The following is a 26,415-nucleotide window of genomic DNA, read 5'->3' as shown; positions in this document are numbered from 1 at the left end:
CTCCGCGGACGCGACCGTGACGTCGAAGTCGAGCACCTCCACCCACGTGCTGGAGACGACCACTTCATGATCGATTCCTTAGTCCGGAAAAGTGCCAGCGGCCTCACCGAACTCCTCGCGCGAAACCTGCGCGAACAAGGCCTGGGGGTTGAGGTCGAACACCTCCACGTCCACCTGCCCCGCGTCCTCAACACGCCGACCGGCTGACCTGAACCACAGGCCAGCCCGAAGGACCACGCCTCGAACCGCCCCGCCGCGCAGGACACCGGCCCAGCCCCAAGACCAGATCACTCCGACCACGAAACGGAACACCGATGACGAAACCCTTACCCGCCAAACCCAGGGAGGTGCGGCGCTCCGCAGTCCTGTCCGACTGCGGGCAGTACCGCTACCTGCTCGCACGCGAGTGGGCAGACACAGGCAAGAGCGCCGTCTTCGTCCTCCTGAACCCGTCCACCGCTGACGCGACCACGGACGACCCCACCACCGGGCGCTGCATCAAGTACGCCCAGAGCTGGGGCTGCGGGGCCCTCCTCATCGTCAACCTGTACGCGTGGCGGGCCACCAAGCCCCGCGACCTCGCAACGGTGGACGACCCCGTCGGGCCGGAGAACGCCGCCTATCTCCGCGTCGCGGCCGCCGTCGCCGAACACACCGGCGGCCCCCTCGTCGCGGGGTGGGGAACGCACGCCCACCCCGAACGCGTCACCGACGTCCTCGCTCTGCCCGGCATGCACCGGCTGAGCACGCTCGCCGTCACGCAGGGCGGCCACCCACACCACCCGCTCCGGCTCCGCGAAGCTCTCACCCCACAACCCTGGGAAGCCCGACCCTCCCGTCTCCAGACGTCCGAGCGAGAAGCGCAGTACGCCGTCGTCCTCGCCCGGCCGGGCCTGCCCGACATACGCCTCGGCCCCTACGACTACCTCCACCAGGCCGCGTCCATCGCCACCGGCCTCCGTCTGCAGCGGGCCAGCACCCAACACGTCCCCGGCACGACCGTGACCGTGCATCCGCATCTCCCCGGGCTCGACTACCTCGACCCACACCTTCCGAGGGACCCAGACCAACTCGCCACGCTGATGGACAGCGACCCAGACGGGGACGGCACCGGACGCAACTTCCCTGATCTCTGGGCACGCCTGCACGCACAGGAGGGATACGAAGAAGCCGCCCGCATCTGGAAGAGGGCCTGCATCGCGTACACCGCCCTCCTCGGCTCCGTGGAAGCCGGATAACCGCGGCAGCCCACCGGCGGCCGCCCATCCAGCCAACAGACCGTGACCATGAGGCCTCGCACCCCGGACACAGATCCGGGGTGCGAGGCCTTTCGTGTTTGTTGATCTCTCTGCGAGCCGTAGCCGAACTCCGGCACGGCCGTCCCTGGCGCCCAGCGCGGTACGCGGCGCAGGGAGAGGTCATCCGGTCGAGTATTCCGACGGAATATCAGTCCGCCCAGGCCGATGTACGGCAGCATGCTGAACGCGCGGACACAACGAGACATGAGCGGCCAAAAATGGGCGTATGGATCGTCCTGCAGTCTCGGATATTCCGACGGAATACCGCCCCGTTGGCGAGGACCTGGCTACCAGCCCGCTAGGGTCACCTGCAGTTAGCACCCTTTCGTCTCAGGAGTACCCCTCATGGCCGCTGGAGCCTCCGGGCCCACGATGACCTTCGGCAGGAAGAAGAAGACTCGAAGCATCTGGGATGACCCTGATGCCGTTGAGGTCATCGAAATCCCCCTTGAGCAACTCCACCCCAACCCCTTCAATCCCCGCCTCGTCTACCGGGACGAGGACATCGACGACCTCACCGAGTCGATCAAGGCAGAAGGCGGAGTCCTGCAGGACCTGTCGGTTGCTGAGGTCGAAGGGTTCCTCGAGTACTGGCGTGCCCGCCTTGCTGAGACGCAGCCGGAGAAGCTCGACGAGCTGGAAGACAAACTGGGATCGGTCCCGGCGGGGGACTACGTCACCCTGATCGGACACAACAGGGCGATCTCGCTGGCCCGGGCCGGCCACGACACTGCTCCCTGCAAAGTCACGAACTCGAAGATCCCCAGGGCTCGACTCCTCGGCCTGCCCGAAAACATGCGACGGATCCCCCTCAACCCGATCGAAGAGGCCTTGGGCTTCCAAGGGGCGCTCGACGACGGGATGCTTCAAGCGGAGGTCGCCGCACAGACCGGTTGCAAGCAGCCTCACATCTCGCGCCGGATCAAGCTCCTGAAGCTGCCCAGCGAACTACAAAAGGCCGTCATGGACGGACTCGCTGTCAGCGAGGCAGAGATCCTGCTCGACAGGCTCACCACTCGGGAGCAGCTGCTGCAGGCCTGGCTGGTCATGAAGGAAGAGGGAATCAAGGCCGCCTTCGCTGCCGCCAGGGTTCTGTCACCGCCAGCACCCACATCCTCCAAGACCAAGGCCAAGACCAAGCCGGCTCCCCCCGTCCCGCAGCAGCAGAAGCACTCCCCCGACGAGCCAGGACCCGAGGGAGCCCCGGCAACGGGTGCCAACCCTGAAGAGAAAAAGCCAAGCAGATCTGTACTCGGCGCCTCCGACCAGCAGACCGAGCGGACCAACCCCGAGGAACAGAAGGAACCGGAACCCGATCCCAGCGCCGAAGCGGCACAACTGCGAGTGCAGGCCTGCCGCACCGTTCTGGAACTGGGAGTCCCCTCGAACCCGCGGGAGACCCTGCGCCTCCTCGCCCCCGCCCTTCTCGCTGCCCCGAGCAAGGCCGCGCGGGAAACGGCCCACGAGTGGCTCCGGTCAAGCGCCAAGCCCATCGGGCCCGATGCAGCGAAGCCGGACAAATACTTCGCAGAGGTGTCCGCATCCGGCGACGCAAAGCTGACCGCTCACGTGGCCCTGGCCGTCGCCCTGGCCGTCGCCGAGCAGCGCGCCTCGACCGCTAACCGCCCCTGGGATGCCCAGGACCGTGACTACCTCGCCCACCTCAAGTCCGCCGTCAACTATCAGCCCACCGAGTGGGAACAGGACCGCCTCGGCGGCAAGTGAGGCAGGCTCGTATTCCGTCGGAATACCGCGCTCGCTGAGGCAGCGATATTCCGACGGAATACGAGGGCGCCCCAGCACGACCCTCAGGAGAACCATTGCCAACCTCTAGGACCACCCAGGCACCCGAAGAGCCGCGCATCTTCGCCTGCTCTGTCATCGCCGGTGGCGCTGGCAAGACTCAGGACGTCATCAACCTCGCCGTTGAGGCGGCCGGGCGAGGGCATTCCGTAGCCGTCGCCGACTTCGACCCCCAGCGCACCGCGTCCCACATCCTCGGCTACCAGGACCCACCCGAGGGCCAGCCGACCATCTTCGATGTCCTGCAGGGCAAGCACCGGCTTGAGGAAGCCGTCGTGCCGGCCCGCTACCGCATCGGTGAAGGCGAAGACGACAACGCGTTCCGCCGCATCCCCAACCTCGACCTCATCCTCGGGACGCCAGAGATGGCGGATGCGGAAGTCAACCTTGGCCTCGACCCTGCCGGTGTGCTGTGGCTGCAGAACGTCCTGGACGAGCAGCTGCCCCCAGGCCGCTGGAGCATCTTGTTCTTCGACTGCGGTCCGACACTCGGGATTCTTCTGCTGTCGATCGCTATGGTCGGCCCGGAGGTCATCGGATGCGTCGCCGACGAGTTCAAATACATCATCGGCCTGCAAGACCTCGAAGACACCTTGGACAAGGGAGCGCGCAAGTTCCGCCGCTTCGGCTTCAAGACCGAGGTCCAGCACATCCTCGCCACCAACATCCCTATGGACGCCCAAGGCAACATCCGTCGCAGCGGCGGAGCCGTCGCAGACGATGCCATCAAGGCCATCCGCGGCAATCCGGACTGGAACACCAAGCTGCTGCCCATCATCCGCCGCAAGCAGCGCTTCAAGGACACCATCGTCACGCAGCGCCCGCTGCGATTCCTTGACCCCCGCAACGAGGCACTCCAGGACATCGCCGCTGTTGCAGACGCCCTCGGCATCCCACGCCTTAACTCCACGCGGAAGCGATGAGCTTATTCCGACGGAATATCGCGCACGCGCGGCGCCTGACCCCTCAGCCTGGGGACAGGCGCCGCACTGTTGTCGGCAAGCCCGACAGCACCTCGAGCGCCTACTGCAGACTGCCGCAGATGGCCCTCAATGATCACTTTTCGCGGACGATCCGCCCAGAGCCGATCCCGAAGGGCCACAACCCGACCCACACCGTGGGAGTGTGAGAACAGCTCAGTTGTGAGGCGAGACAGGGGAGTGGGACGTGAGCACGGGGAGCGGCGAGATACGCCGACAGGGCAGGGGGAACCGGATCCTGCTGACTCGGGCACACCGGATCCTCATCGGCGTGGTCGTCAGCGGTGCAGTCATCATCGCCGGGATCGGCTTCGCGGGTTCGTACGCGGCCGTCCGCGAGTTGGCCATCCAGAAGGGCTTCGGGAATTTCTCCTACGTCTTCCCGATCGGCATCGACGCGGGTATCTGTGTCCTGCTCGCCCTGGACCTCCTTTTGACGTGGATCCGGATTCCGTTCCCGCTGCTACGCCAGACGGCCTGGCTGCTGACGGCTGCGACGATCGCCTTCAACGGCGCGGCCGCCTGGCCGGACCCGCTGGGCGTGGGCATGCACGGGGTTATCCCGATCTTGTTCATCGTTGCTGTCGAGGCCGCGCGGCACGCGATCGGCCGGATCGCCGACATCACCGCCGACAAGCACATGGAAGGCGTCCGTCTCACCCGCTGGCTCCTCTCGCCCCTGCCCACGTTCCTGCTTTGGCGCCGCATGAAGCTGTGGGAGCTCCGCTCCTACGAACAAGTCATCAAGCTGGAGCAGGAGCGTCTGGTCTACCAGGCCAGCCTCCGCTCCCGCTTCGGCCGAGCCTGGCGTCGCAAGGCCCCCGTCGAGGCGTTGATGCCCTTGCGGCTTGCCCGGTACGGCGTCCCGCTCGCCGAGACCGCGCTCGCCGGTCTCGCCGCCGCCGGCATCGAGGAACCACCGATCCAGTTCACCGTCGAGCGGGTCCCCGCAGCGGCCCCGGCGGAAGATACCGTCCTTGAGACCGCCCCACCGCGGGAGCAGGGAGCGGCCGAGCTGGAGAGCGCAGAGCCGAAGCCGGTCCAGGACACCGTCCCAACCCCTGTGCCCGGCCAGCCGGACGGGCGGCAGGATTCAACCGAGGAAGCGGCCGATCGGTTCGCCGAGGCCTACCAGGCGTTCCTCGCCCAGTTCCAGACCGAGCCGTCCCCAACGCAATGGGCCGCCTGGCTCCGCGACACCTACGGCATCTCCACGGGATCCGGGGACCCGCTCTCCGAGGACCAGGTGCAGCCCCTGCTCCGGGTCCTGCAGAGACGCTATGCGCTCGTTAGCCAAGAACCCGCTGGCCACGACGGAGCGGAGCCAGCCGACCAGTGGTACGACTACTTCCACAGCGCCTGGCGCAACTACGCGCAGGAGTTCGGCACGTATCCGAACGCCGCCGCTCTTGCTGCGTACGTGTACGAGCGGGACGCCATCACTGGAGACGGCGGCCGGCCGATCACCGGCGAGGACCTGGCAGCCTTCGTCACAACTTTTGAGGAGCGTGAGATCGGCAGCAGCGGACCGCCCGCCGGAGATGTAGCCGCCGACCCTGACGAGCAGGCGGCCGAAGAGGTCCTCCCGTCTCAAGAGGAACCCGAAGTGGCGCCCGCAGGCGCGGGCGCCCAGGCCGCCAAGGAGCAACGAACCCCGCGCGTGAGCGCCGCCATCGATGACCAGTCTCCGGACGAGGACGCCGTCGCGGGGGAGCCCGTCGCCCTCACCACCGTCGACCGCTACTACCTGGCGTGGATGGAGTACCAGGCCGAGACCGGTGCCGAACCGGAGAAGGCCGAGCAGCTGTCCGAGTTCCTGGCCAGCAAAGGCCTCTACGGCCGTGGCGGGAAGCCCGTGAGCCCCTCCACCTTGCGGCGCTACCTGCTGCCGTTCCGGGTCTACAGCCTTTGGGCCGAGCACCGGGTGCGCAGTGACAAGCCGACCTTCGACGCCGTTGCGCAGGAGTGCGCAGCCCACGGGATCACTGCGCAGTACAACAAGCCCATCACCGCCGACTACGTCGCCGAGAACGCCGCCGACTTCGAACGCCGCTGGCAGGCACTCATCCGCCACCACTCCGAAGCGCAGCAGTAGGACCGTCACCGCGCACCGGCTGGGTACCCCGTTTCCCCATCATGCCCAGCAGGCTGCGCAATCAGAAGAAACACCAGGTCAGCACTGCATTGCGCAGACATCGCGATCATTGCGCAGCCGTGCGCACCGCACCCTTGCGCATTGCGCAGCCCCACCCGTGAACCGACGAGGAGGACCCATGTACGCACTGCGCATCGACCCGGACGCCACGGTCACGGACCTCAACCTGCCCGCTACCGATGCGCACATCGCGATCCAGGAACACGTCGGATCCGACGCCGTCGACCAAGGGGTCTACCACCGGCGGGCCGTTCTGCACATTCACGGCAACGGGCTGAAGCTCGGATTTCCCCAGAACCTGGCCGCATGGGCCCTCGCCAGTGCCTGGCGCGGCATGCCCCTGTACCCGCTGGCCGGCCCCATCGTCATCACGGGCCGAACCACCAGCGGGGACACGGCGGCACTCGACAACGACCTTGCGCAGCACGCCAAGGCCGTTGCGCAGACCGTCCGCGACACGCTGGCCGAATGGCGTGAACGCCCTCCGGCCTCCAACGAGGCAGCCATCAAGGAACTCCTGGCGTACGCAGCCCGCGACATCGCCTCCAGCAGGCAGTGACGCGCTGCGCATCTGCGGAACCGCCGGCTAGAGGGCCTTGCGCACGGCCGTGCCCGAGCCGTTGAGGAGCTCGTTGATGAGCTGCGTAGTCTCCATCTCCAGCGAGCAGTCGAGCGCCCGGTTGACCTGCTGGACGCGGGAGATGGCCATGTGCAGCCCCTGCCGGTTCCCGGCCGCATACTCGATCCTGAGCCAGTCCCGATAAAGGAGCTCAGCGGTGTCGTCTACGTCGAGACCGGTCGCGACGGCCTGGCGGGCCGCGCTGAGGTCGTGGTGCGGGCCCGCATGCGTGCGGTAGGTGGCCACCGTGTGTGCCACGTCGATGATGCGCGTGACCATTTCCTGCTGGTAGGGCTCAGCCCAGGGCAGGGCCTTGCCCCCGAACGGTCGGCCGCGCACCAACGTGAGCGCCTTCTCCAGATCGGTCAGGCTTGAGGGGCCCAACGGGAGAGCGCGTTCGACGAGCTGCAGGAAGCGGCTCCAGTCGCAGCGCACCCCGGGGGCGAGCTGGTACGGGTCCTCACCGGAACTGCGGCGCGGCACGTAGGGGTTGCCGGCGGGGTCGTTGCCCAGTGAGCGGCGCAGGCCCTGCAAGCGGGCGTTGAGGGTGCTCGAGGACCAGGGGCTGACGGGATCCATGTCGGAGCACAGCACGTCTGCACTCCGGCCGGGCCGGAAGAAGAGCAATGCTGCGAGCTGCGCCATCCGCGGACCGTGGCCCGTGCTGTCCACGCCGGTCACCTCAACCGGGCCCAACACCCTGATCTCCGGTGCGTGCAGGTCATGCGCCTCGCACTCCTCCGCCTCCGGCGCTTCGCGTTCCTCGAGCGAGGCCTCAGCGGCGTCGGCCTCCGGGGCCTCGTCGCCGGCAGTGGTCTCCGCCGCGGCAGGGGGTACGGGAGCCGGGGGCGAAGGCACTGCCTCGGTGCCCGGGCCGGGATCGTCGCCTGCCGCAGTTGCGGGCGTGGCGGTGGGCAGGAGCCGCAGTCCGGACGGATCGGCGCTAGCGGCCAGAAGCGCCGGGAACACGCCGCTGCCCGCGTCGGATGCCGCCGCCAGCGACACGCTCGGGACGGCGGCGGCCGCGGTCGGCTCCTCCGGCGCGGTCTGATCGGGCTGCTGCAGGTGGTCGGGCTCGTCCGGGACGTCTTGCCAGGGCCCCTCGGCCGGGTGGGACGCCTGCCCAGACACCTTCAGTGCCGTGGTGATCTGCAGGTAGGCAGCGTGTTCCAGGCGCTGCACCGTGATGTCCACGCCGGCGTAGTCGAGGTTCTGCGGTTCGTGGATGGAGGCGTTGAGGATTTCTGCCTCGGGGAAGTGCGCGGCCGCCGTACTCGCGGGGGCGATCAGAGTGACGGGGACCGTGCCCGCCTTGTCGATGACATCGGCGAACTGCCAGGCCGTGTCCGCGTCCAGAGACGACGCGCACAGCAGCAGATACGGCTGATGCTCGGTTTCGGGCATCTGGTGCGCCTCCAGCAGCCGTTCGCTCAGATCGCGCAGGGCGTGCGCGGCCTGGCGCATGTGGGCGATCCGCGCGGTGGGCAGCAGCTGCGGCAGATCCTCCCCGAACCCGACGGTGACGACCTCGACTTCGCTGGCCCACGGGCTCATGCCGAGTTCCAGCGCGAGCGAGGTGCACACCTCGGTGATGTGGACGGGGTTGCCGTCCAGCAGCAGCGCGGGCAGCCCGGCGAGGTTGAGCAGCAGGAGATCGCCCGTCTGGGTACTGCCGATCGTGACCAGCCCCGGATACGGTGCTGGCACCTCGCGGGCGTCGTCCTCGTCCAGGAGGACGGCACCGGAGGGCAGGGCCCACCATCCGGCCTGCCCAGCCACGAAGGGCGCCGCAGGGTCCGCAGTGAGATCCTCGGGCAATACCTCCACCGTGCGGGTGCCGATCCGGGCCGCCCGCAGCGGCGGCAGGATCGCGTCCTCCTCCTGGGCCGCCTGGTGGGCCAGCGTCCGCAGCGCCACGTCCAGACGGGCAGCGCCGCCCGGCTCGGCGGCCGCCGCCAACTGGGCCTCTGCCGCGGACGTCTCCGACGCGATGGCGATCTTCTCGCCGGGCTTACGGCGGCGGCGCTGCAGCGTACGGCGCAGGGCGAGAGCACCGGTGATGGCGGCCGCCAGCAGCGCGCCGGCACCGAGAACGGTGCGCAGGTTCAACGGGCTGCTGGCCGGAGCCGTCGCCGGGGTCTCGGACGCCGTGGCGGCGGGGGAGGAGGAAGCAGCGGAGCCGGACGCTTCAGCCGACGCCGGCGGGGAGGCGGCAGAGGGCGACGCGCTGACGCTGGGCTGCGGGGTCGCAGAGGCCGTTGCCGACGGCGATGCCTGATCCTGTCCGGGCTGCTCGGCAGGGCGGCTGGCCGGTGCGCTGGGGGCCGACGACTGGGGTGCGGGCGTGGTGGTCTGGCTCGGCGCGGGCGTCTGCTCGGCGCCCGCGCCCGGCTTCTGGCTGGCCGGGGGAGTGGTCTCCTGGCTGCCCGCCTCATCACCCTGGTCACGGTCCTGGGACGACTGGGAGGGCTGGGCGCCGGGCACGGTGACCTGCTGCCCCGCATAGATGACGTTCGGGTCGGTGATCGCGGGCAGACCGTGCGGCTGCTCCTGGCCCCGGCTGGCCTTGAACAGCTCCGGCCATTCGTCGCCGTCGCCGAGCTCTTGTTCCGCGATCTTCGACAGGTAGTCGCCCGAGTGGACCGTGACGACATGCTCACCCTTCTCGCCGGCAGCCGGCGCAGCCTCACCCAACTGCGTACGCGGGCCTCCCACTCCCGTTGACGTGTCGGGCATCTCCAACTGCCAACCGGGCTGCAGAAAGCTGTTCGCACGGAAGGTCGTGCCGTCGACCATGGTGTGGCCCTCGTTGAGAGCAGCGATCTCCCGCCACCGCTCACCGTCGCCCAACTCCCGTTCGGCGATACCCCACAGGCTCTCCGCCGGCCGTGTCTCGCGCACCGTGTACGACGTGCTGGACGCCGCGGTGCTCGCCGAAGACCTGGAGGCCTGCTCGGTCTCGGCGGCCTGCCGGGCCTGGGCCTGGGTCTGAATCTGGCCCGGGACGTGGGCCGCTGTGGTGGCCGGGGCGGCCTGGGCGTCGGAGGCCAGCGCCGAACTCGTCGGCAGCAGCACCAGGATGCTGCCGATCAGCAGGGCCGCGGCGCGCTGCGAGGCGCCCATCCCCCGCGGGGCATGCCAGGTCCGGCCCCGCAGCTGTGCGATCAGCTCGCGCACGGCGCAGAAAGCGAACTGAGCCCACCCGATCCACCCCACCGCGACGAGCAGCAGCAGGAACGCCGCGCCCGTGTCCTGCCGGTCCAGCAGGTGCGTGAGGTCGTCGTGGGTGGAAGCCCAGATGACCGGGGTGGCCCAGGCCAGCAGCAGCGGCAGCCCGGCGACAGCGGCGGCCAGGACCACCAGACTCAGGACTGCTTTGAGGAGCCGGCCCAGGGTGCGCCAGGCCGCTGCGGCGGGGGAGGGGGTGGTGCTCATCAGTTTCCTTCGGGAGCGGTGACGCCGTGCAGGAGGGTGGCCTTGCCATGGCCGGTCACCGACAGAGAGCCGATTCCAACCACCGACAGAAACTTCGTGTCGTACGTGCCGGTGACGACGACGGTGAGGGTCTTGCCGTCGCCGGACACGCTGACCGTGCCGGTGGCGCCAGCGGAGCGCAAGTACGCCTGCGCTGCGGCCTGTGCGTCCTGCGGATCCACGGTGATCGCGGTCCCGTTGATGGCCTCGGCGGGGTCGATGGCCTGCCCGCCTGCCCGCGCGGCTTCACCGGCGACGTAGTCGGCGCGTTCCGTGGCCCGCATCTTGCTGCCGCCGTCGACGGCGACGCCGATGATCCCGATCAGCGCGATGACGCACACGGCGACGAACACGGTGACGCCTCCCCGGTCATCGTGGAGCGTTCGGCGCAGGACCCTCTGGCGGAAGATCATCAGTCCCCCCGCTGGCGGTACTGGTCCACTACCGAGGTGGCGGTCGACGTGAGCGTCTTGGCTCCTGGCACGCCCGGAAGCAGAAGATCGGAGAGGTTGACCGTGCAGGTCACGGTCGCGGTGACCGTGCCGACCTGCCCCACCGGCACGCTGAGACCGCCCGTGTTGATGTTGACACTGGTGGACGAGCACTTGATGCCCTGGTCGTTGAGGGACTGCGCGGCCGCCGCCTGCGCGGCGCTCTGCGCGGACCCCGCGGTGCGGTGAATGGAGGCCTCCCGTGCCGCGTCCTCGGCTGCGGCGTCGATCTTCGCGCCGGAGGTGACGATGCGTCCGCCGGCGATGGCCATACAGATGAACATGATCAGCGCAGGGAGGACGATGGCAGCCTCGATCGCCGCGCTGCCCTCGTCGCTGCGGAGCCTGCAAGCCCACCGGGCCGTGTTTCGCACGTGGTTCACCCTCCCGGGACGGTCCATCTCTCCACCGGGCCGGACGCGGACTGGGTGACCTGAAGGCCCGAAATGCCCGGGATCATCGACAGGGCGGTGCCGGACACCTGAACCTGCACCCGCTGCCCGTTGCTGCTGGCCGAGACGCTGTAGCCGCTGAGGCTGTCACCCGCGGTGCGGCCCAGCACGTCTCGTGCCTGGGCCGCACCGGCGGCGGGGCTCGACTGGTAGGCGCGGGCCGCGGTGAGGCCCTCACGAGCAGCGGTCAGGGCGATCTGCCGCGCGTAGTACCACATGGAGGCCTGGATCACGGCAACCGTGGCGAGCAGCACGAACGGAAAGACGATCGCCATCTGGATGGCAGTGTCACCGCGGTCGTCGCGCCATCTTCGCCCCTGCCACCAGTCCTTCAACCGCTCGGGACCAGACATCACAGTCCGTTGAGCTTGCCGTTGTACTTGGCGATCACGACGGCGATGGTGCCAGCGATCAGGACGGCGCCGGTGACGGCGGCGACCCAGATGATGACCGTGGTTGTGGAGATGTCGCCGCGGTCCGGACGCCGGGTGGCCTCCTCCAGACTCTCCTGCAGACGCGTGCTCAGCCGGATCGCTGCACGGTTGGCGCGTCCGATGACGCGGGATCCTCGGCTGCCGTGTGCGGGCCGGCGGGGAGCTTTGTCCGGGCCAGCGTGCGGGTGGGTGGTCAGCCGGATCACAGCACGGCGCGTGCGGGCTGCGGTGTACCTCATGTTCTTTACCTCTCTGGAGCGTTGTACGAGTCGTGGTTGGTCTCAGACGGTCAGCATGCGGATCACCGCGGGGAAGGCCATCAAGAGCATGACCAAGACGGCGAGCAGGGCTCCGGGCGCGGTCATCTTCTCGCTGGCTGTGTTCGCTTCGGCGGCCTGATCAGCCAGCAACTCGGCGTTGAGCGCCGCGGTACGGGCCCGAAGGGCCTTGTAGACGGCGGCGCCGTCGGTGGCTGAGCCGCGCATGATGTCGGCGACGTCGTCCAGGACGGGCAGGTCGTAGGCGTGGGCGAGTTCCGTGAGCGCTTGATACGGCGGGATCTTCTCCAGCCGGGCCCGGCGCAGGGCGCCTTGGAGATAGAGAAAGGGCCAACCCTCGCCGACCTCGGCGGCCTTCTCGAGGGCCTCGGCGGGGCCGGCGTCGGCGGCCCGCTTGAGGGCGACCAGGTCGAGGTAGGCGGACAGGGCGTGCGCGAACTCCTCCCGGGCCCGCTTGGCCTGGTCCCGCACGGCGAGATCGGGCGTGATGAACAGCAGGCCGGCGATGATGAGTCCGACAACAGCGGGCACGTAGAACGGCAGGCCCACGCCCGCGATGATCCACGGAATCGTCGCGATCACCGGGCAGAGCAGACCCAGACCAGCGAACGCGACCTTTTTCAGCATGAACTGGCCCGGCCCCTGCCCGAGCAGGGCCAGGTTCACGGTGGGAACCTTCACGCCCGGGAGCCGCTCGAGGCGGGCCAGCAACCACCGGCCCCACACCTCCTCGCGGTCCAGCTCCGGCTCCGGCATCGTCAAGGACGCCGGGGCACTGCGCTGCAGGGCCGGCCCCAACGCGGGCTGGGGCTGCAGGAGTTCCCGGATCAGCAAGGCGACGCCGGCACCGACGGTGCCGCCGGTCAAAACAACGGGGAGCAGGTTCACGAGGCGGCTCCTTCCGGTTCCCGTGCGGTGATCGGCGGGTCCGGCTCCGGGGCGGGCGCGGGCAGCCGGACGGTGCTGGCCGGGTCGGTGACCAGGAAGCGCGGGACGCGCCGGAAATTGCCCAGCTGCCGCATCAGGGCCAGGACGCCGATGAACCCGGCCGTCAGGAAGGCCAGCACAAGCTGTCCCAGCAGCGTGGAGTACGGCTTCGTGTAGGACGGCACGAAGAACCCGGCCACCACGACGCCCACGGTGATGATGGTCATCCACCGCACGGTCGTCCTGGGCTTGGCGCGGTCCGCCTCGATGGCGCGCTTCTTGGCGACCTCCTCGCGGACGGTGCCCGACAGATCCTCCAGAGCCTGAGCCAGACCCGGACCGCGGTCGTTCACCGACAGGATGAGCGCGGCGACCACCTTGTCCGCGGTGACATCGTCCAGTTCCTCGGCAAACGCGCGCAGCGCCCCGTCCGGCCGCCACCCCAGACGCAGCCGGTCGGACAGGTTGATGATCTGGGGTGCGAGTTCGTCCGGCGCCCCCTGACGGCTGGTGATCATCGCCTGCTCCAGGCCCATGCCCAGCCTCAGCAGCCCCGCCAGCCGCTGCGTCCACTCGCTCAGCGCCTCCAGCTGACCGATGCGGTCCTGCGCCATCTGCGCCGGGCTAATCAGCCAGGGCACGCCGATGACGGCCGCACCCAGCAGCGCACCCCCGACGAAGTTCCCCGAGACCAGCCACACGGCCACGAAGACCACGACGGCCGCGACCATGAGGGTCCGCCGCCGCATCCGGGCGTCCTCGCTCTGGTTCCTCCCACCGAGCAAGCCTGCCTGCCAGCGCTTGAGCAGAGGGGCCCGCCGCGGCGCAGTCGTGCCCACGACACCCGCCACGACACCGATCAGCCCGCCGACCACAGCCATCCCGGACAGCAGCGCCCACAGAAGGATCACCGGCCCGCCCCCACCTTCAGCTGCAGCGGCGCCGACCAGGCCCCATACGACTCCTGCAGCAGGCCCGAGTCGAAGCCGACGCGGCGCAGGTCATCGATGCAGCCCGGGTCCATCCTCGGCACCGCCCGCAACTCTCCCCACTCAGCTCCGGGGGAGAAGACCTCATTGGTGGCGGGCCGGCCGTTCTCGCCGATCCCGGTCAGCTCCAGGACGTGGGAGACGTAGCGGTGGCGGCGGCCGCCGATCTGCGTCTCGTCCGTCATGTCGACGTACACCACGAAATCCAGACCGTTGGCCGTCTGCCGGTAGGCCAACTGCTCGGAAAGGTTCTCCTGGGCGAGCGCGTACAACTCGGCGATCCGGTCGAAGATGATGTCCGGCCGCCGCGCGTGGATGGTGCACAGGTTGCCGCCCGACCCGTTCGTCAACGCCTGCATCATGGCGACGACTTCCGGACCGCGGACCTCGCCGACCACGATCCGCTCCAGCGACATCCGCAGCGCCGGATGCATCAGGTCCAGCAGCGTGACCTCACCGGCACCGCGGCCGGTGACGTCCTTCTCACCGTTGGACTCGCGGCCCACCAGGGACACCACCTGCTTGTGGTAGCCGTTTTGGTGGGCAAACAGCTCGTCCTCGGTCTGGATGGTCGCGAACCGGCACTCCGGGTCGAACTCCTTGAGCATCGCCCGCATCAAGGTCGTTTTCCCAGCCTTCTGCTTCCCCGCGATCATGATGTTCTTCTCGGCGCGCACGGCGGCCCCGAGGAACTCGCGAAGGATCGGGTCGATGGTGCCCAGCCGCACAAGGTCGTCGAGATTCGCGTGGGAGACCCGGTGCCGCCGGATGACCGCATAGGTCATCGGCCCGAGCCCCGTGATGGCCTGGAGACGGGAGCCGTCGGCCAGGGACAGCGCGAGGGTGGGGTTCGCGGTCGAGATGGTGCGCTCGCTGTGCCCGGAACCGCGGGCCAACTCCCGCAGCAGCTCCAGCAGTTCCTCTTCCGAGTCCGCGATCGGCCCGACCCGGCGGCGTTCGCCGTCGCCATAGTCGAGCCACACCTCGTGCGGGCCCTGGATGATGATGTCCTCGACCCGGTCATCGTCCAGGTACGGCTGGAGCCGGCCGGCTCGGAAGAGGAGGTCATACACGGCGCGGCGCAGCGCCTCGTCCTCTTGCGGCGTCATCGCCTGGGCGTCCGACCACAGCGCGACGGCCTCGGCGATCCAGTTCAGGCAGCGCTGCTCTTCACTGGCCCGGTCCATGTCGGGCTTCGTCTTGATCAGTTCCTCGCGCTGCTTGGCGACCTGGGACGCGATGTCCCGGGCCACCCGGTAGTCGACGATGATCTGCGGAACCGCCGTACCGAGCACCTGCGAACTGGAGGCAGCACCGGCAACTGCCGGTACTCCGTTGGTCTGCTGCCCCCACTCCTGGGGGACCGGTGCCACCGAGGGGTCGTGGTGCAGAGGCCTAGCGCGCATTGGTCACCTCCCCGCCTGCAGCACGGGCACCGCGGGGATCGAGCCGGGCCCGGCGAAGGGCAGCCCGCTGCACCAGCAGCGTGCTGCCCGTGCGGGCGGCCTTCATCAGCGGCGACTTGGGGAAGTGGCGCGGCTGTTCGGCACCGTCGGACAGCACGCGGGCGTCCTTCGGCGCGTACGGCAGCGTGGCGATCACCGGCACCTGCAGCACGCGCTGCACCTCGCCCGCGGGATACGGACCCTCGTTGATCATCAGCACGCTGACGTCGCCGACGCGCTCCTCCAGTGCGCGCACCCGGCCTTCTGCTGCTTGCAGGCAGCGCAGGGTGTTGCGGACGACCACGAACGTGGCGTCGGCCTGCTCGGCCAGCACCCCGGAGGGCCCGTACGCCCCGCGCCGGCCCAGGTCGATGAGGACGTCGTGGCCGCTCTCGGCTTCGATGCCGCGGAACATCTGCGCGAGGACCTTCCAGACCTGGCCGAGGCTCGCCGACTGCGAGGGGTCGGTGATGCCGGGCAGCAGCAGCCGGTCGCGCGGTGACTCCTGCTTGCCGTCCTCACTGCTCAGGTCGATCAGCTGCCGCCAGAAGGCTTCGCTGAACTCGCCCTTGCGGGCGGCGACCGAGAGGTTGCGCAGTCCGTAGCGGTCGCCGAGCGTGCCCTGCAGCAGACCGTGCAGCACGGCCCCACCGTCCGGGTCGCACTCAGCCAGGATCATCCGCCGCCCCGCCTCCAGCGGCCACGACAGCAGCAGCGCCAGAGCACTCGTGGTCACGCCGGGCGCGCCACTGCACCCGGCGAGCGCGATGACAGCCATCAGTTACCGTCCGGAGCAGCGAGGACCAGGCGCAGGGTGCCGGCCGCCTCCCAAGCGGCGGCCGTCGGACCGTCGGTGGCGGAGGTGGCCACGTCGACGACCACGATCCCGGTACCGGGGGCGGCGCCGGAGGCCTTCACGACCCGGCCGTCGATGGTCTGCGGCGCAGCGTCGGACGTCTTGCCGGTGTCCGTCGTTCCCTGTGCCGGGACGTGCACCAGCTCCACCTTCTGACCCGGCACCAGCGCGGTCGCCGGGATCTGCTTGGGCTCCAGGCCGATCGGCACCAGCTGCTCGCCGGCCTTCACCAGGTTGTCCTTCGTCACCTGCGAAGGGGAGAGCAGGGAGCCGGGCTTGAGCTCCACGGCGGCCCGCTTGCCCACCACCGACTTCAGGTTGTCGGCGCGTACCGCCTTGACGGCCGGGTCCAGGGCGACAGAGGCCTTGCCCAGGTCGTCCTCGGTGAGGACCTGGCCGACCTGGACGTCGCGGACCACGGTCACCACGTCCGTGCGGTTGCCGACCTGCAGAAGCAGGACGGCAACTCCGGCGCCACCGGCTGCGATCAGCGCCAGCGACAAGGCGATGACGCCTGGTCGTCGCCTGCGAGCCGACACCCGGGGCGGGGCCACGGGCCCGGCCACTCGTCCCTGCTGCGGGACACCGTTCGGGGCTGTATCTACTTGGGTCTTGCTCACCGTTCTGTCCTTCCGGCGGCTACCTGACGACCTGGACTTCGCCGACCGCCACCTGCACGTTGGTCTGCCGGACCTCGGTGAGCTGGCCGGCTTGTCCGCCGCCCTGCCAGTTGATCGTCCACGTTGAGGTCGCGGTCACCGGGAACTTGCTGTTCTGGGCACCGGCCGAGGTCTTGGCGTACACGTGTCCGCAGTCCGGGGACTGGGCCATGCCCTCGGACGACGTGTAGGGCGTGCCGGGGCCGTTGCAGGTCACGGAGGCGCCGTCGCCCATCGTCCACACGATCTTCGACACCTTCGCCGTCGCCGTGACAGTCACCGCACCCGCTGTCGCCGTCGCGGTGTTCGGCCCGTAGGTCGTGGCGCTCTGGTTCACCCACATCCACATCGGGACACCCACCGTGTACTTCCCGGCCGCACGCGGGCTGGCGATGTCCGGACCGAGCAGCGTCATGGAGTCCACCGCACGCTGGGCCAGCACCCTCGGGTCGACCTGCGGCACGGGCGGCTGGCCTATCGGCACGACGACGAAGCCGTCCGGGTTGTTCTGGCCGCCGTCCGTGCACCCGTAGAAGTACACGTCGTTCTTCTTGGGGTCGGCGCCCTTCCAGCCCGGCCATGCGGCCGGCGGTTTCGGATCGACCTTGTCGTAACGGCACTGCATCTTGCTGTCGTTGCTGTCGCTCCCGCCTTGGGAGCCGCCTGCCTGCCCGCCGCTTCCGCCGGTTTCGTCACCGTCGCTGGCGCCGACACAGAACTTGATCACCTGGCACTTGCCGGCGCTGGTACCGGGATCGTCGCCGGCATACGCGACACCCGATGAGGCCAGGACGAGGGCGCCAGTGAGTACGGCGAGGCGCCGGGTCAGCAGGACTGATCTTGAGCGGTCAACTTCGTGACCATCCACGTCTTCCCCCACTTTTCAAGATTCGCGGTGCTGACGTATTTGGTAAGCCGCGTCGAGGGCAGCGGGACCGGCTTCTTCGAGGCCTTGTCGGTCAGGACCCAGTGCGTCGTGTCGACGCAGTCCGTGAGCGTGGCCTTGGGGATCTTGCCGTCCGTCACGTTGAGGACCTTCGGATTGATCACCGGCTTTCCGGTGGTCACCTGCCCGGCCTTCCGCATCGCCGTGAGGTCGCTCTCAATGTCGAACAGCGCCCTCAGGGTGGTGGTCTTCTTGAGGTCGGTGCCCGCCGAGGAGGCCTTGCTGTAGGCCTCGGTCTGGGCGTCCCAGGACCTGGTGTAAGCCGCGATGACAGCGGCGTCCTCGGCTTCGGCGGTGGAACTGGGGGACGGCGACGGGCTAGCCGCTCGAGTGCGGCTGGGCTTCGGTGACGCGTCCGTGCTGCTATCGCTACAGCCGGCCAGCGCGACCAGACTCCCCGTGAGAAGCAGGGCGGTTGCGTGCTTCCGGGTGCGAACAGCCGCGATATTGAGCCCCGATGAGCGTCGTTGTGTAGCTGTCACGTTGTCTCCCCGTGCGACGCGGTGCGGTCGACCGCTGCCCCCGGCCTCCGACATCCGGCGGCCCGGAACCGCGGCCTGGTCCAGCTGCGGTAATGCATTTGCGTGATCGCAAGGTTACGCATATGCCAGTCAACTTCACAGCTTGATATTTGAGTTCACTCGTACAACTCGGGACGTACCCGGTCACTTTCGGAACCGGATGTCGATTTGTAGTTCTGTGTCTTCGCTCGTCGCACCCGCATACCGTCAGGCAGCGTTCGGATCGTCGAACGAACCTTGCCTGCCCGCTGAGCGGGAGAACGAAATCTCGACCCTCCGGTTCTGCTGGCGGCCGGCCTCGGTGGCGTTGGAGGCCACCGGATGCCGCTCGCCGAACCCATGCGTGTCGAAGCTGACCGCCGTGCCGCGCAGTTCCTGGGCCAGCACCCTCTGGACGGCAACGGCCCGCTGCTGGGAGAGGGCGTCGCCGTGCGAAGAGGAACCGAGGTCGTCTGTGAAGCCGTACACCCGGACCTCGGTTCCCGGCTGCGGCTCGATCTCCCGGGCGACGGAGGCGATACGGGACCGTGCCGAACTGCCCAGCCGCGCACTGTCCTTGGTGAAGAGCACTTCAGCCTGCAGGCCGAACGTCACCTGCGTTCCTGTGTCCTCGCGGCGTTCGGCTCCTTCCTGGTCCTCGACAACCTCACCAATGCCGGCGGGCTGCGAACCGAGGTCGAGAATCTTGGGAGGTGCGAGCGTGGCACCGGTGCGGAGGGCAAGTCCGGGGCTGCCCGAGTCGAGGGTGAGCAGCGCGTGCGTGCCCGAGGCGGCCGCGTTAGGTAGGGGAGTAGCGGCAGCCCTCCCGGTCGGCCCTCCTGCCAAGATGCTCGCCGCGACGGTGAGGGCGAGGACCGGAGCGGTGATCCGCGATCGGGTTGTGACCATGCTGGCGCTCACCTCACTCGTCGATCTTGATGTTCGCAGTGTCGAACAGCGGCAGTTGGAAGCCGACCGTGTTCGACGGGGGAGTGGGGAACTGCATGAAGACGTGGGCGCTTTCGCCGGCCTTCAGCGTGGACAGGCCGGTCGTGGTGAGGGGGCGTCCCTCCGTGTCGCGCAGCACGTAGTAGCGCTTCTTGTGGGCGAAGTCGACGAGGGTCGCCCCGCCCAGTGACGGGCCGGTCCTGAGCACCTTCAGCTCGTCGCCGCGCAGTTCTGCGGGGACCACGGCCACGGTGGACGCGTCGTTCTTCAGATCGCCGCGCACGGTGACGTAGCCGGCCGGATCCCGCTTGGCCGACGTGATCGTGAGGGACAGGCCGCCCTGGCCCTGCAGCTCGGCAAGAGGCTGGTCTGTCTGCAGCTGCTCGTGCGGGGCGGAGCCGCCGCTGGCTTCCGACGCGGCCGCCGCTGGATGGTCCTGGTCCCGGCCGCCGCCCGAGCAGGCGGAGACGCCCAGGCCAAGGCCGACTGCGATCGCCAGCGCAGTGATGCGTCTGCCGAACGCTGAGGTGTGCCGACTGGTCATAGGGCTGCTTCCTTTCAGTGAGGGATCTGGGGGTGGTCATCGCGGTGCAAGGACCGCGTCGGCGACAACGGGGCAGGGGAGAGGAGACGCGCTTCACTGCTGCCGGACCGGCGGCCACACGGTGATCACGTCGCCGTCGAGGGTGACGTGCCGGCCGGGGAAGCGACCGCGCACCGCGCTCAGGTCGGCGAGGTCGAAGTCGCCGCTCCCGTGGACCACGCACGCGTCCCCGACGTACGAGACGTCCCGCGTCCGGTCGGGCCACTCGCCGTCCAAGGCTGGTTCTGTAGTGCGAATCTGACTAGGAGCGTGCGACATGCGGCGTCCCCTAACATCGGTGCACAGCAAGGCGGGTTTAAGATGAGACCTCGTTGTGCAGAAGTAAACTACGTGTTCGCGTGAGCAAATCTCAAGTGGTTTTGGGCGCAGTTGCAAGGCTGCGACATTCGGCCACGGCGGCTGATGATGAGTCACAGCTCGGTCCAGGGGCAGGGCGTGCCGCCACCCAGCGGCACCCACACGTCACTGGTGGCCCCGCGCTCTTCGACGTCTTCGAGGACAGCCGCTCCCAGCGGCACTTCGCGGGCCATCTCGGCCACGAGCGGATGGTGGGCGACCATGGCCTTGAGGTCGCTGATCCGGTTGTCCATCGCCTCACGCCCTGCACCGGTCAGCACGAACAGAATGCGAGGGAACACCGGGTACCAGCGAAGCCATCCGGGGCCAGCCGCCTGCCGGCGCCGGCCGACGGGCTGCGGCTCGTACGTCCACAGACGGGCGTACTCGATCAGTTTCGCGGCCAGCCGCTCGGCCCCCATGGTGGCGCGGTCGACCTCGACGAACGCCCGCAGTTTCCGCCTCTGCTGGCCGTCGATGAGGGTGTAGTGCATGACCGCGTCGGCGACGACCTTCTCTCCGTCGCCGATCGCGTGGAACACCTCGGGGGTCCAGTCCAGGTGCCCGTGCTCGTCGCCGCGGCGGCGGGCATCGGCGACGAACGTCAGATGCGTGCGCAGGACGGTCAGAGTGTGAGGGGTCTTCAGCGAGGCGGCCGTCGCCGTGGTGATCGGGTACGGCGGGCGGCCCCGCAGTGCGGGCCAGTCCCGGGTGAGGCGGGCGCCCTTCGGCGTGAGGTACCAGACCCGGGTGCGATGGGACTGGGGCAGCACGGCGAAGTCGACCAGGCGCTCGTCGAGCAGATCGTTCAGCCGCTCCGACACCGACTGGCGGGAGCGGTCCGGGCGCAGCAGGACGTGCAGCTGGCCGGTGGAGGCCATGCGGTGCTGGGCGAGGGTGGCCAGGAGCTGATGCGCGAGGGGTTCCACGGGGCTGGGCGTGAAGCCCGCCGCCGTACGGTCCGTCGGCGGGGCAGTGGTCAGGTCCATTCGTTTTCTTCCTTCGACAGGTGGACGGCGGCGGCGCCGGCAGGGGAGTGCGCGGCCAGGAAGGCGGCGACGCGGCCGAGCTGCTGCGCGGCCCGGTCGGTGAGCTGGTCCAGCGGGAGTGCTCCGGCGTTCGCCTGGGCGGCCCGCTCCAGCGCGGGGACCTCCCGCGGGCGGGCCTGGGCGGCGAAGACGTCATCGAGATGGGGCCCGCGCAGCTGGATGGGACCGATGCGCCGGCCGTGCACGTTCATGGAGACGTAGTGCTCGAACCGGTCCATGGTGGCGACCCGGTCGGGGCTGGGGTCATCGCCCCACTCCGCGGTGATCGGTGCCACCGCGGACTTCGACCCGGCGGTGGTGGCCAGCGTGGACGCGTTCTGCACCAGAGACAGCCGCACCGCGGCCGGCAGGCGGGCCAGCAGCTGGGTCATGCCGTGGATGTGGCACCGGTACTTGCGCAGATCCTCGAACATCGCGGCGATCGTCTCCGGGGCCGCCCCGGTCAGCGTGATCAGCTCGTCGAAGTACGGGCGGAACGCCACCCGCTTCTCCTCGGGCGTATCCCTGCGGGAGCGGGCCGCCCGCAGCAGATCGCGGGCGAGCAGCGCGGTCAGGAGCCGGTCGGTGGGCCCGTTGCCGCCCGGGCACACCCACACGATCATCTTGGAGTCCATCGCGGCGCGGATGTTGTAGACGCCGACCGGCTGGCCAAGGAACGCGCGGGTGACCGGATTGGCGGCCAGTCGGGCGATCGGGTTGAGGACCACGGCGAACGCGTCGGGCGGCAGGGTCGGGAACACCGACTTCCACCAGGAGCGGGTCTCCTCATCCAGCCGGCCCGCCACCGTGGAGAGGGCTGCCTTGCGGAAGCCGGCGTCGGTGAGCAGAGCCCGCACGTGGAAGATCGTGGCCTGGTCCTCGGGCCGGCCGGCCTGGCAGGCCGCCTCGTTGACGGCGACCAGGACAGTGAGCGCGGCGGTGAGGATGGTCAACGCGCGCGGCGCGGTCGCGTCGTCCCAGGCAAGGGCTGAGGCGTAGGCGTCGGCGATCGCCTCGACGACCTCGTGCGCCGTCTGGCCCTGGTGCATGGCGAGCGGATTCCACGAACTGATCCGCGGGTTGGGACCGAGACCGTTGAGGTCGATCAGTGCGATCCGAGGCATCAGGGTGTCGTGCGCCAGGAACGGGGTGGCCCGCGGCCAGGAGTCGCGGTGCGGGTCGACGAAGATCAGCCCGCCGCCCGCGTGCGCCCAGCCGATCGCCTGTGCCAGGGCCCGTTCGGTCTTGCCGCCGCCGGCCTTGCCGACCCCGACCTCGAACAGGGTCTCCTCGGCGTAGGTGGCGACCAGCCGCTCCCGGCCGTCCGGGCCCCGGTAGATGCCCTGCAGCAGCAACTCGCTCTCGCCGAAGGCGAAGGTCGGCAGGTCCCCGGCGAGTACCGGCAGGCGGCAATGCGTGGTGGGAGGCTTGAGCAGCCCGGTCAGTTCGTCCAGCCGGACCCAGTTCGCGCGGGGCGGCTGGCAGTGCCCCAGATTCCAACGGCGCTCGAAGCCGTGCCGGGTGGGCCAGTGGTCGGCGCCGAACCGCCACGGGCCCAGACGCCAGCCGCGCATGGCCCACCGTGAGCGGCCGCCGAACACGTCGAACGCTGCCTGGAGCTGGGCGAGTCGCGCCTCGGCGCGGCCCTCGGTGTTCGAGGCGCACATCACCAGCAGCTGTACCCGGACGAGGTGGTCGTCCTCGGCGAGCTTGCCCAGCGCCTCGGCCGGCTCCACCCGGCGCGGGACCGGCGGCATCACCAGCCTCCGGCTGTTGCCCGAGCCGGGGTTGTCGCTGAGGAGCTGCTGCAGCTGAAAGCCGAGGGAGTCCTCTATGCCGCTGGCGTCCTGCCGCAGCCAGCGCGCCGCCCGCTGGGACTCCCGGCGCTCCGACCGGCGCGCGGCGCTCATCAGCTGCAGGCGGCGCGCCCGCAGTGCCCACTTCGGGGCGCGCTGGATGTCGACCCGGATCTCCGCGAGGTCGCCGAGCTCGGCGCGCAGATCGGCCACGGCGTCGACCAGCGGCTGGAGCGGGTCGGGGTTGAGTGGCACCACTCGCAGCGGGGAAATGAGCTTGCCGCGCAGGATGAACTCAGCGCGCACGGTGTGGGTCCGCGGCTCGTCGACGATCGGCCGGGCCCGGTTGACGGTGATGTCCGGTCCGAACGGGGTGATGGATAGCAGCCGTTCACCGCCCGCCGGGCCCTCGACGCGGTAGCGCAACGGCGCACTGCCGTCCGCGCGCAGCCGGATCTGCACGGCCTTCGCGCGGCGGGGTGCCCACCAGGGCATGGCGGTGGAGGCGCGGGCGAGCTGGACACCGCGCCGGAAGATCTCCTCCAGACTCGGGTCGAAGTGCCGGTTGGAAACGAGTTCCAGGGCCATCCGCTCGGCCGAAGCCTTGGCCGCGAGACGGCGTACGACCCACTCGCCCACGCCCCAGAACACGGCGATGGCCAGGGCGAGCAGGTACCAGTGGGTGTAGAGCCAGTCGGCGGCGTCGACAAGGCTGGTGACCAGGCCGAGTACCTGACCGGCAGCCGTGACATCGGCCCGGTCGGTCAGGGACGGGGCTGCGGAGTCCACGTCGTTGCTCCCTTCTGCGAAGTGGTGCGGGTGAAGTGCCAGTCGGTGATGCGGAGATCGGTGAAGGTGCCGCCGCGGTCCATGCCAGCCCACACCAGGTGGACCACTGCCTTGTTGGGGCTGCCGTCGCGGCGGGCGATCGCGGCCTGGATACGGAAGCGGGCGGTGGCGAACGCCGGGGCCACCTCCTGGCCCGCGTCGGGAAAGACCGCGGGCCACTTCGCGCGGCCGATGCCGGTGGCGTCCGCGCGCAGCAGCGCGCGCCCGGCGGTGAGCAGCTCCCGCTCGTCGGCGGCGGGAAGGTCGGCGGGCCAGGCCGCCTGAAGCGAGCGCTGGATGGCCTTGTCGCCGGCCATGCCCTCGCCGTGCGGCGGCAGAGCCGACTCGAGGACCGATGGCGTCGATACGGCGGACGTCGTGGAGGAAGCCGTGCTGACGGTCGTCTTTCCTGCGGGATGCCTACTGGCCGCAGGGGACGGATCAGCGGTCGCGCTCGCGGTCGGCGACGGTGCCGGGTCGGGTGGCTCCTTATGACTGTGCGGCAGGCCCAGCAGGGCGACGCCGGCGACGGCGAGCAAGGCGGTGCTCAGCAACAGCAGACGCGGTGAGCGTGGGGTGGTGGTCACAGCAGCCGCGCTCCCCCCGCGAAGCCGGACATGGCGTTGACCGAGTCCAGCCGGACGACAGTGCCCGGGCGGGCGGCGTTGATCATCTGCCCGCTGCCGACGTAGATCCCGACGTGGTAGATCGTGGAATCGCGGCCGGGGGCGTAGGCGTAGAAGACGAGGTCGCCCGGCTTGAGAGCGCCGGTGCCGAGGCTGGCGGGGATGCGTTGGCCGACACCGGCCTGCGCGGCCGCGGTGCGCGGCAGGCTGACACCGGCCTTGGCGTACGCGTAGGTGGTCAGGCCCGAGCAGTCGAAGCCCTTGATGTTCGCGCCGCTCTTGCCGCTGGGGGAGCAGCAGATGCCGTACGACGGGCCGCTCGCGTTGCCGCCGCCCCAGGAGTACGGCACCCCTCGCTGGGAGAGCGCGGCCTCGATGGCGGTGCGGACCTTGCCCGAGACGTTCTTCAGGTCCGGGTCCTTGGCTGCCGCCGTGTACTGGTCGATCCAGCCCAGCACGTTGGCGACGTACTCGCTGGAGTGGTTGTACTGCCAGATCGCGGCCTTGAGCTGGGTGCGCTTGGTCAGGTCACGGCCGTTGCCGCAGAGGTAGATCGCGGCGCTGAGCGCGGCGTCGTCGGCGTTGTGCGGATCGGCGATCTTGTCGCCGTTGCCGTCCTTGCCGATCGACTCCCAGGTGGAGGGCATGAACTGGAAGGGGCCGACGGCGCGCTCACCGGTGGCGGTGCCGTCCCACTTGCCGTTGTCGGTGTCGGGGAAGACGGTGGTGTTGCCGCCGGCGCCGGAGCCGTTGAGGAGCACCCCGTAGATCTTCGGGCGGATGTCGCCGTTGTCTGCGATGTTGCGGCCCACTGCGTGGTTGGACTCGACTTTGGCGATGCCGGCGAGGATCGGCCAGCGCATGCCCTGGCACTTGGGCACGTACTTCCCGACCTGCTGGACGGCCTTCTTGTAGGCGGTCAGCATCCGCGGCGGGATGTCCGCGGCGCTGCCGCCTTCGGCGATCCCGCCGTCGTCCTGCTGACCCGTCTTCAGCGCGACGTAGGCGCTGATTGCGTTCCCGACCGGCGCGGCGCAGCACACGGCGGCGAACATCAGCAGCGTCACCACACACCCCCACCTCGCCATCCGGCGCCCAGGCGGCCTCACTCGTCCTCACCGTCTTCCGGCTGCCGGGCCCGCTCCTGGCGCCGGCGCTCGGCGTCGGACGCGGTGCGCCGCATCAGGTCCTGGAACCGGCGATGGGCCTCGTCACGGGTGCTGTTGCGAGCGCCGCCTCCGCCGGGGAAGACCGGCCCGGACCGATCTGGGCCCTGGCGCGCCGGACGCCCGGGCCTGCCGAGATCGGACCGAGGCACTGGCGCAGGGCCGTTCCGGCGGGGGAGCGGTGCCGGAGGCGGAGTTGCTGCGGGCCCGCTCGCAGGCGTGGTCGGCGGTGGTGGGGCAGGGGTCGGACGGCTCGAAGGACGACTGGTGGGTGCGGGCCGCGGACGGGGTGCCGGGCGGGGGGTGGCGGTGGGTGTGGCTGCGGTCGGCAGGCGGCGGCTGGTGAATGGACCGGTTCCGCCGCTGTCGTCGGTGTGGTCGCGGATGACCCGGGCGACGTGGCGCCCGGTGTCGCCCCAGGCCCGGCCGTCTTCGCGGACGGTGTTGCCCCATACCCGCACCTGCTGGCGGGCGTCCTGTGAGTAGCGCGAGCCGCCCGACCGTGCGCGGCGCACATTGGCTGGCAGGCCAACGGTCGCCCCGTACGCGGCCCGGCCGCCGCGGTGCAGGATGCGGTACCCGCGGAAACGGACCAGCCGGTTATGTGCCCGGGTCGACAGCAGCGTGCGGTCGCTGTTCTGGTCGTGCAGCACCTGGCCGGTGTTGCGGTCGACGACCTGCCCCTGATCGTTGCGGTACCGGTCGGGCGGGCCCGAGGGCCGACGCGGCCCCGTGCCGTCTGAACCGCCGTCCCCGCCGTCCGACGGCCCGCCCGTG

The 26,415-nt window shown here is 69.7% G+C and carries 25 protein-coding genes and 1 pseudogene; 7 read left to right on the top strand and 19 right to left on the bottom strand.

Going from position 1 to position 26,415, the window contains the following annotated elements; translation table 11 throughout:
- From AB0N17_RS42230 to AB0N17_RS42205, 6 genes and pseudogenes are all read left to right on the top strand, one after another.
- A pseudogene (locus tag AB0N17_RS42230) lies at positions 1-207 on the top strand (hypothetical protein); the annotation flags it as partial.
- A gap of 107 nt (positions 208-314) precedes the next feature.
- Entirely contained in the window at positions 315-1,238 is a 924-nt protein-coding gene (locus AB0N17_RS42225; protein WP_366017001.1) for a DUF1643 domain-containing protein, read from the top strand.
- Positions 1,239-1,643: 405 nt separating this feature from the next.
- A complete protein-coding gene (locus tag AB0N17_RS42220; RefSeq protein ID WP_366017000.1) occupies positions 1,644-3,023 on the top strand; it encodes a ParB N-terminal domain-containing protein in 1,380 nt (459 codons plus the stop codon).
- 95 nt (positions 3,024-3,118) lie between these two features.
- The gene (locus tag AB0N17_RS42215) at positions 3,119-4,024 is read left to right on the top strand and encodes a ParA family protein (protein ID WP_366016999.1); all 906 of its coding nucleotides are present in this window, start codon (positions 3,119-3,121) and stop codon (positions 4,022-4,024) included.
- 244 nt (positions 4,025-4,268) lie between these two features.
- The gene (locus AB0N17_RS42210; protein ID WP_366016998.1) at positions 4,269-6,176 is read left to right on the top strand and encodes a DUF2637 domain-containing protein; all 1,908 of its coding nucleotides are present in this window, start codon (positions 4,269-4,271) and stop codon (positions 6,174-6,176) included.
- A gap of 178 nt (positions 6,177-6,354) precedes the next feature.
- Positions 6,355-6,795, top strand: coding sequence for a hypothetical protein (locus AB0N17_RS42205; RefSeq protein WP_366016997.1), 441 nt, complete (start codon positions 6,355-6,357; stop codon positions 6,793-6,795).
- Between the two features lie 27 nt (positions 6,796-6,822).
- Here the strand turns inward: AB0N17_RS42205 and AB0N17_RS42200 are convergent, their stop codons facing one another.
- The 19 genes from AB0N17_RS42200 to AB0N17_RS42110 form a co-directional block, all read right to left on the bottom strand.
- On the bottom strand, positions 6,823-10,290 hold the full coding sequence (locus tag AB0N17_RS42200) for a hypothetical protein (protein WP_366016996.1): 3,468 nt from the start codon (positions 10,288-10,290) through the stop codon (positions 6,823-6,825).
- Positions 10,290-10,742, bottom strand: a complete 453-nt coding sequence (locus tag AB0N17_RS42195) for a Tad domain-containing protein (protein WP_366016995.1) — start codon at positions 10,740-10,742, stop codon at positions 10,290-10,292. The genes AB0N17_RS42200 and AB0N17_RS42195 overlap by 1 nt, the downstream gene beginning before the upstream one ends.
- Positions 10,742-11,221 carry a TadE family protein gene (locus AB0N17_RS42190; RefSeq protein WP_366016994.1) on the bottom strand — a complete coding sequence of 160 codons (480 nt, stop codon included), beginning with the start codon at positions 11,219-11,221 and terminating at the stop codon, positions 10,742-10,744. The genes AB0N17_RS42195 and AB0N17_RS42190 overlap by 1 nt, the downstream gene beginning before the upstream one ends.
- Complete coding sequence (locus AB0N17_RS42185) at positions 11,200-11,625, bottom strand: TadE/TadG family type IV pilus assembly protein (protein WP_366016993.1); 426 nt, start codon at positions 11,623-11,625, stop codon at positions 11,200-11,202. The genes AB0N17_RS42190 and AB0N17_RS42185 overlap by 22 nt, the downstream gene beginning before the upstream one ends.
- A complete protein-coding gene (locus tag AB0N17_RS42180) occupies positions 11,625-11,804 on the bottom strand; it encodes a hypothetical protein (protein WP_366017003.1) in 180 nt (59 codons plus the stop codon). The genes AB0N17_RS42185 and AB0N17_RS42180 overlap by 1 nt, the downstream gene beginning before the upstream one ends.
- 183 nt (positions 11,805-11,987) lie before the next feature.
- Complete coding sequence (locus tag AB0N17_RS42175) at positions 11,988-12,872, bottom strand: type II secretion system F family protein (protein WP_366016992.1); 885 nt, start codon at positions 12,870-12,872, stop codon at positions 11,988-11,990.
- The gene (locus AB0N17_RS42170; protein WP_366016991.1) at positions 12,869-13,822 is read right to left on the bottom strand and encodes a type II secretion system F family protein; all 954 of its coding nucleotides are present in this window, start codon (positions 13,820-13,822) and stop codon (positions 12,869-12,871) included. Before AB0N17_RS42170 ends, AB0N17_RS42175 begins: the two co-directional genes overlap by 4 nt.
- Complete coding sequence (locus tag AB0N17_RS42165; protein ID WP_366016990.1) at positions 13,819-15,306, bottom strand: CpaF/VirB11 family protein; 1,488 nt, start codon at positions 15,304-15,306, stop codon at positions 13,819-13,821. The genes AB0N17_RS42170 and AB0N17_RS42165 overlap by 4 nt, the downstream gene beginning before the upstream one ends.
- Complete coding sequence (locus AB0N17_RS42160) at positions 15,296-16,123, bottom strand: hypothetical protein (RefSeq protein WP_366016989.1); 828 nt, start codon at positions 16,121-16,123, stop codon at positions 15,296-15,298. The genes AB0N17_RS42165 and AB0N17_RS42160 overlap by 11 nt, the downstream gene beginning before the upstream one ends.
- The gene (locus tag AB0N17_RS42155; protein WP_366017002.1) at positions 16,123-16,767 is read right to left on the bottom strand and encodes an SAF domain-containing protein; all 645 of its coding nucleotides are present in this window, start codon (positions 16,765-16,767) and stop codon (positions 16,123-16,125) included. The genes AB0N17_RS42160 and AB0N17_RS42155 overlap by 1 nt, the downstream gene beginning before the upstream one ends.
- 73 nt (positions 16,768-16,840) lie before the next feature.
- Complete coding sequence (locus tag AB0N17_RS42150) at positions 16,841-17,728, bottom strand: ATP/GTP-binding protein (RefSeq protein WP_366016988.1); 888 nt, start codon at positions 17,726-17,728, stop codon at positions 16,841-16,843.
- Positions 17,686-18,288 carry a hypothetical protein gene (locus tag AB0N17_RS42145; protein ID WP_366016987.1) on the bottom strand — a complete coding sequence of 201 codons (603 nt, stop codon included), beginning with the start codon at positions 18,286-18,288 and terminating at the stop codon, positions 17,686-17,688. The genes AB0N17_RS42150 and AB0N17_RS42145 overlap by 43 nt, the downstream gene beginning before the upstream one ends.
- Before the next feature lie 246 nt (positions 18,289-18,534).
- On the bottom strand, positions 18,535-19,227 hold the full coding sequence (locus AB0N17_RS42140) for an OmpA family protein (RefSeq protein ID WP_366016986.1): 693 nt from the start codon (positions 19,225-19,227) through the stop codon (positions 18,535-18,537).
- 1 nt (position 19,228) lies between these two features.
- The gene (locus tag AB0N17_RS42135) at positions 19,229-19,798 is read right to left on the bottom strand and encodes a hypothetical protein (RefSeq protein WP_366016985.1); all 570 of its coding nucleotides are present in this window, start codon (positions 19,796-19,798) and stop codon (positions 19,229-19,231) included.
- A gap of 93 nt (positions 19,799-19,891) precedes the next feature.
- Positions 19,892-20,074 (bottom strand): hypothetical protein, encoded by a 183-nt coding sequence (locus AB0N17_RS42130; RefSeq protein WP_366016984.1) that lies wholly within the window; start codon positions 20,072-20,074, stop codon positions 19,892-19,894.
- Between the two features lie 194 nt (positions 20,075-20,268).
- Positions 20,269-21,183, bottom strand: coding sequence for a replication-relaxation family protein (locus tag AB0N17_RS42125; protein WP_366016983.1), 915 nt, complete (start codon positions 21,181-21,183; stop codon positions 20,269-20,271).
- On the bottom strand, positions 21,174-23,807 hold the full coding sequence (locus AB0N17_RS42120; protein ID WP_366016982.1) for an ATP/GTP-binding protein: 2,634 nt from the start codon (positions 23,805-23,807) through the stop codon (positions 21,174-21,176). Before AB0N17_RS42120 ends, AB0N17_RS42125 begins: the two co-directional genes overlap by 10 nt.
- Positions 23,783-24,433: a hypothetical protein gene (locus AB0N17_RS42115; protein ID WP_366016981.1), complete on the bottom strand. Its 651-nt coding sequence runs from the start codon at positions 24,431-24,433 to the stop codon at positions 23,783-23,785. The genes AB0N17_RS42120 and AB0N17_RS42115 overlap by 25 nt, the downstream gene beginning before the upstream one ends.
- Complete coding sequence (locus AB0N17_RS42110) at positions 24,430-25,542, bottom strand: bifunctional lytic transglycosylase/C40 family peptidase (protein WP_366016980.1); 1,113 nt, start codon at positions 25,540-25,542, stop codon at positions 24,430-24,432. Before AB0N17_RS42110 ends, AB0N17_RS42115 begins: the two co-directional genes overlap by 4 nt.
- A 277-nt stretch (positions 25,543-25,819) precedes the next feature.
- Here AB0N17_RS42110 and AB0N17_RS42105 point away from each other — a divergent pair, with 277 nt between their 5' ends.
- Entirely contained in the window at positions 25,820-25,984 is a 165-nt protein-coding gene (locus tag AB0N17_RS42105) for a hypothetical protein (RefSeq protein WP_366016979.1), read from the top strand.
- Positions 25,985-26,415 lie beyond the last annotated feature (431 nt).

The organism is Streptomyces sp. NPDC051133, assembly GCF_040682635.1.
Taxonomy (GTDB): domain Bacteria; phylum Actinomycetota; class Actinomycetes; order Streptomycetales; family Streptomycetaceae; genus Streptomyces.
This window is presented reverse-complemented; position numbering and strand designations above follow the sequence as displayed.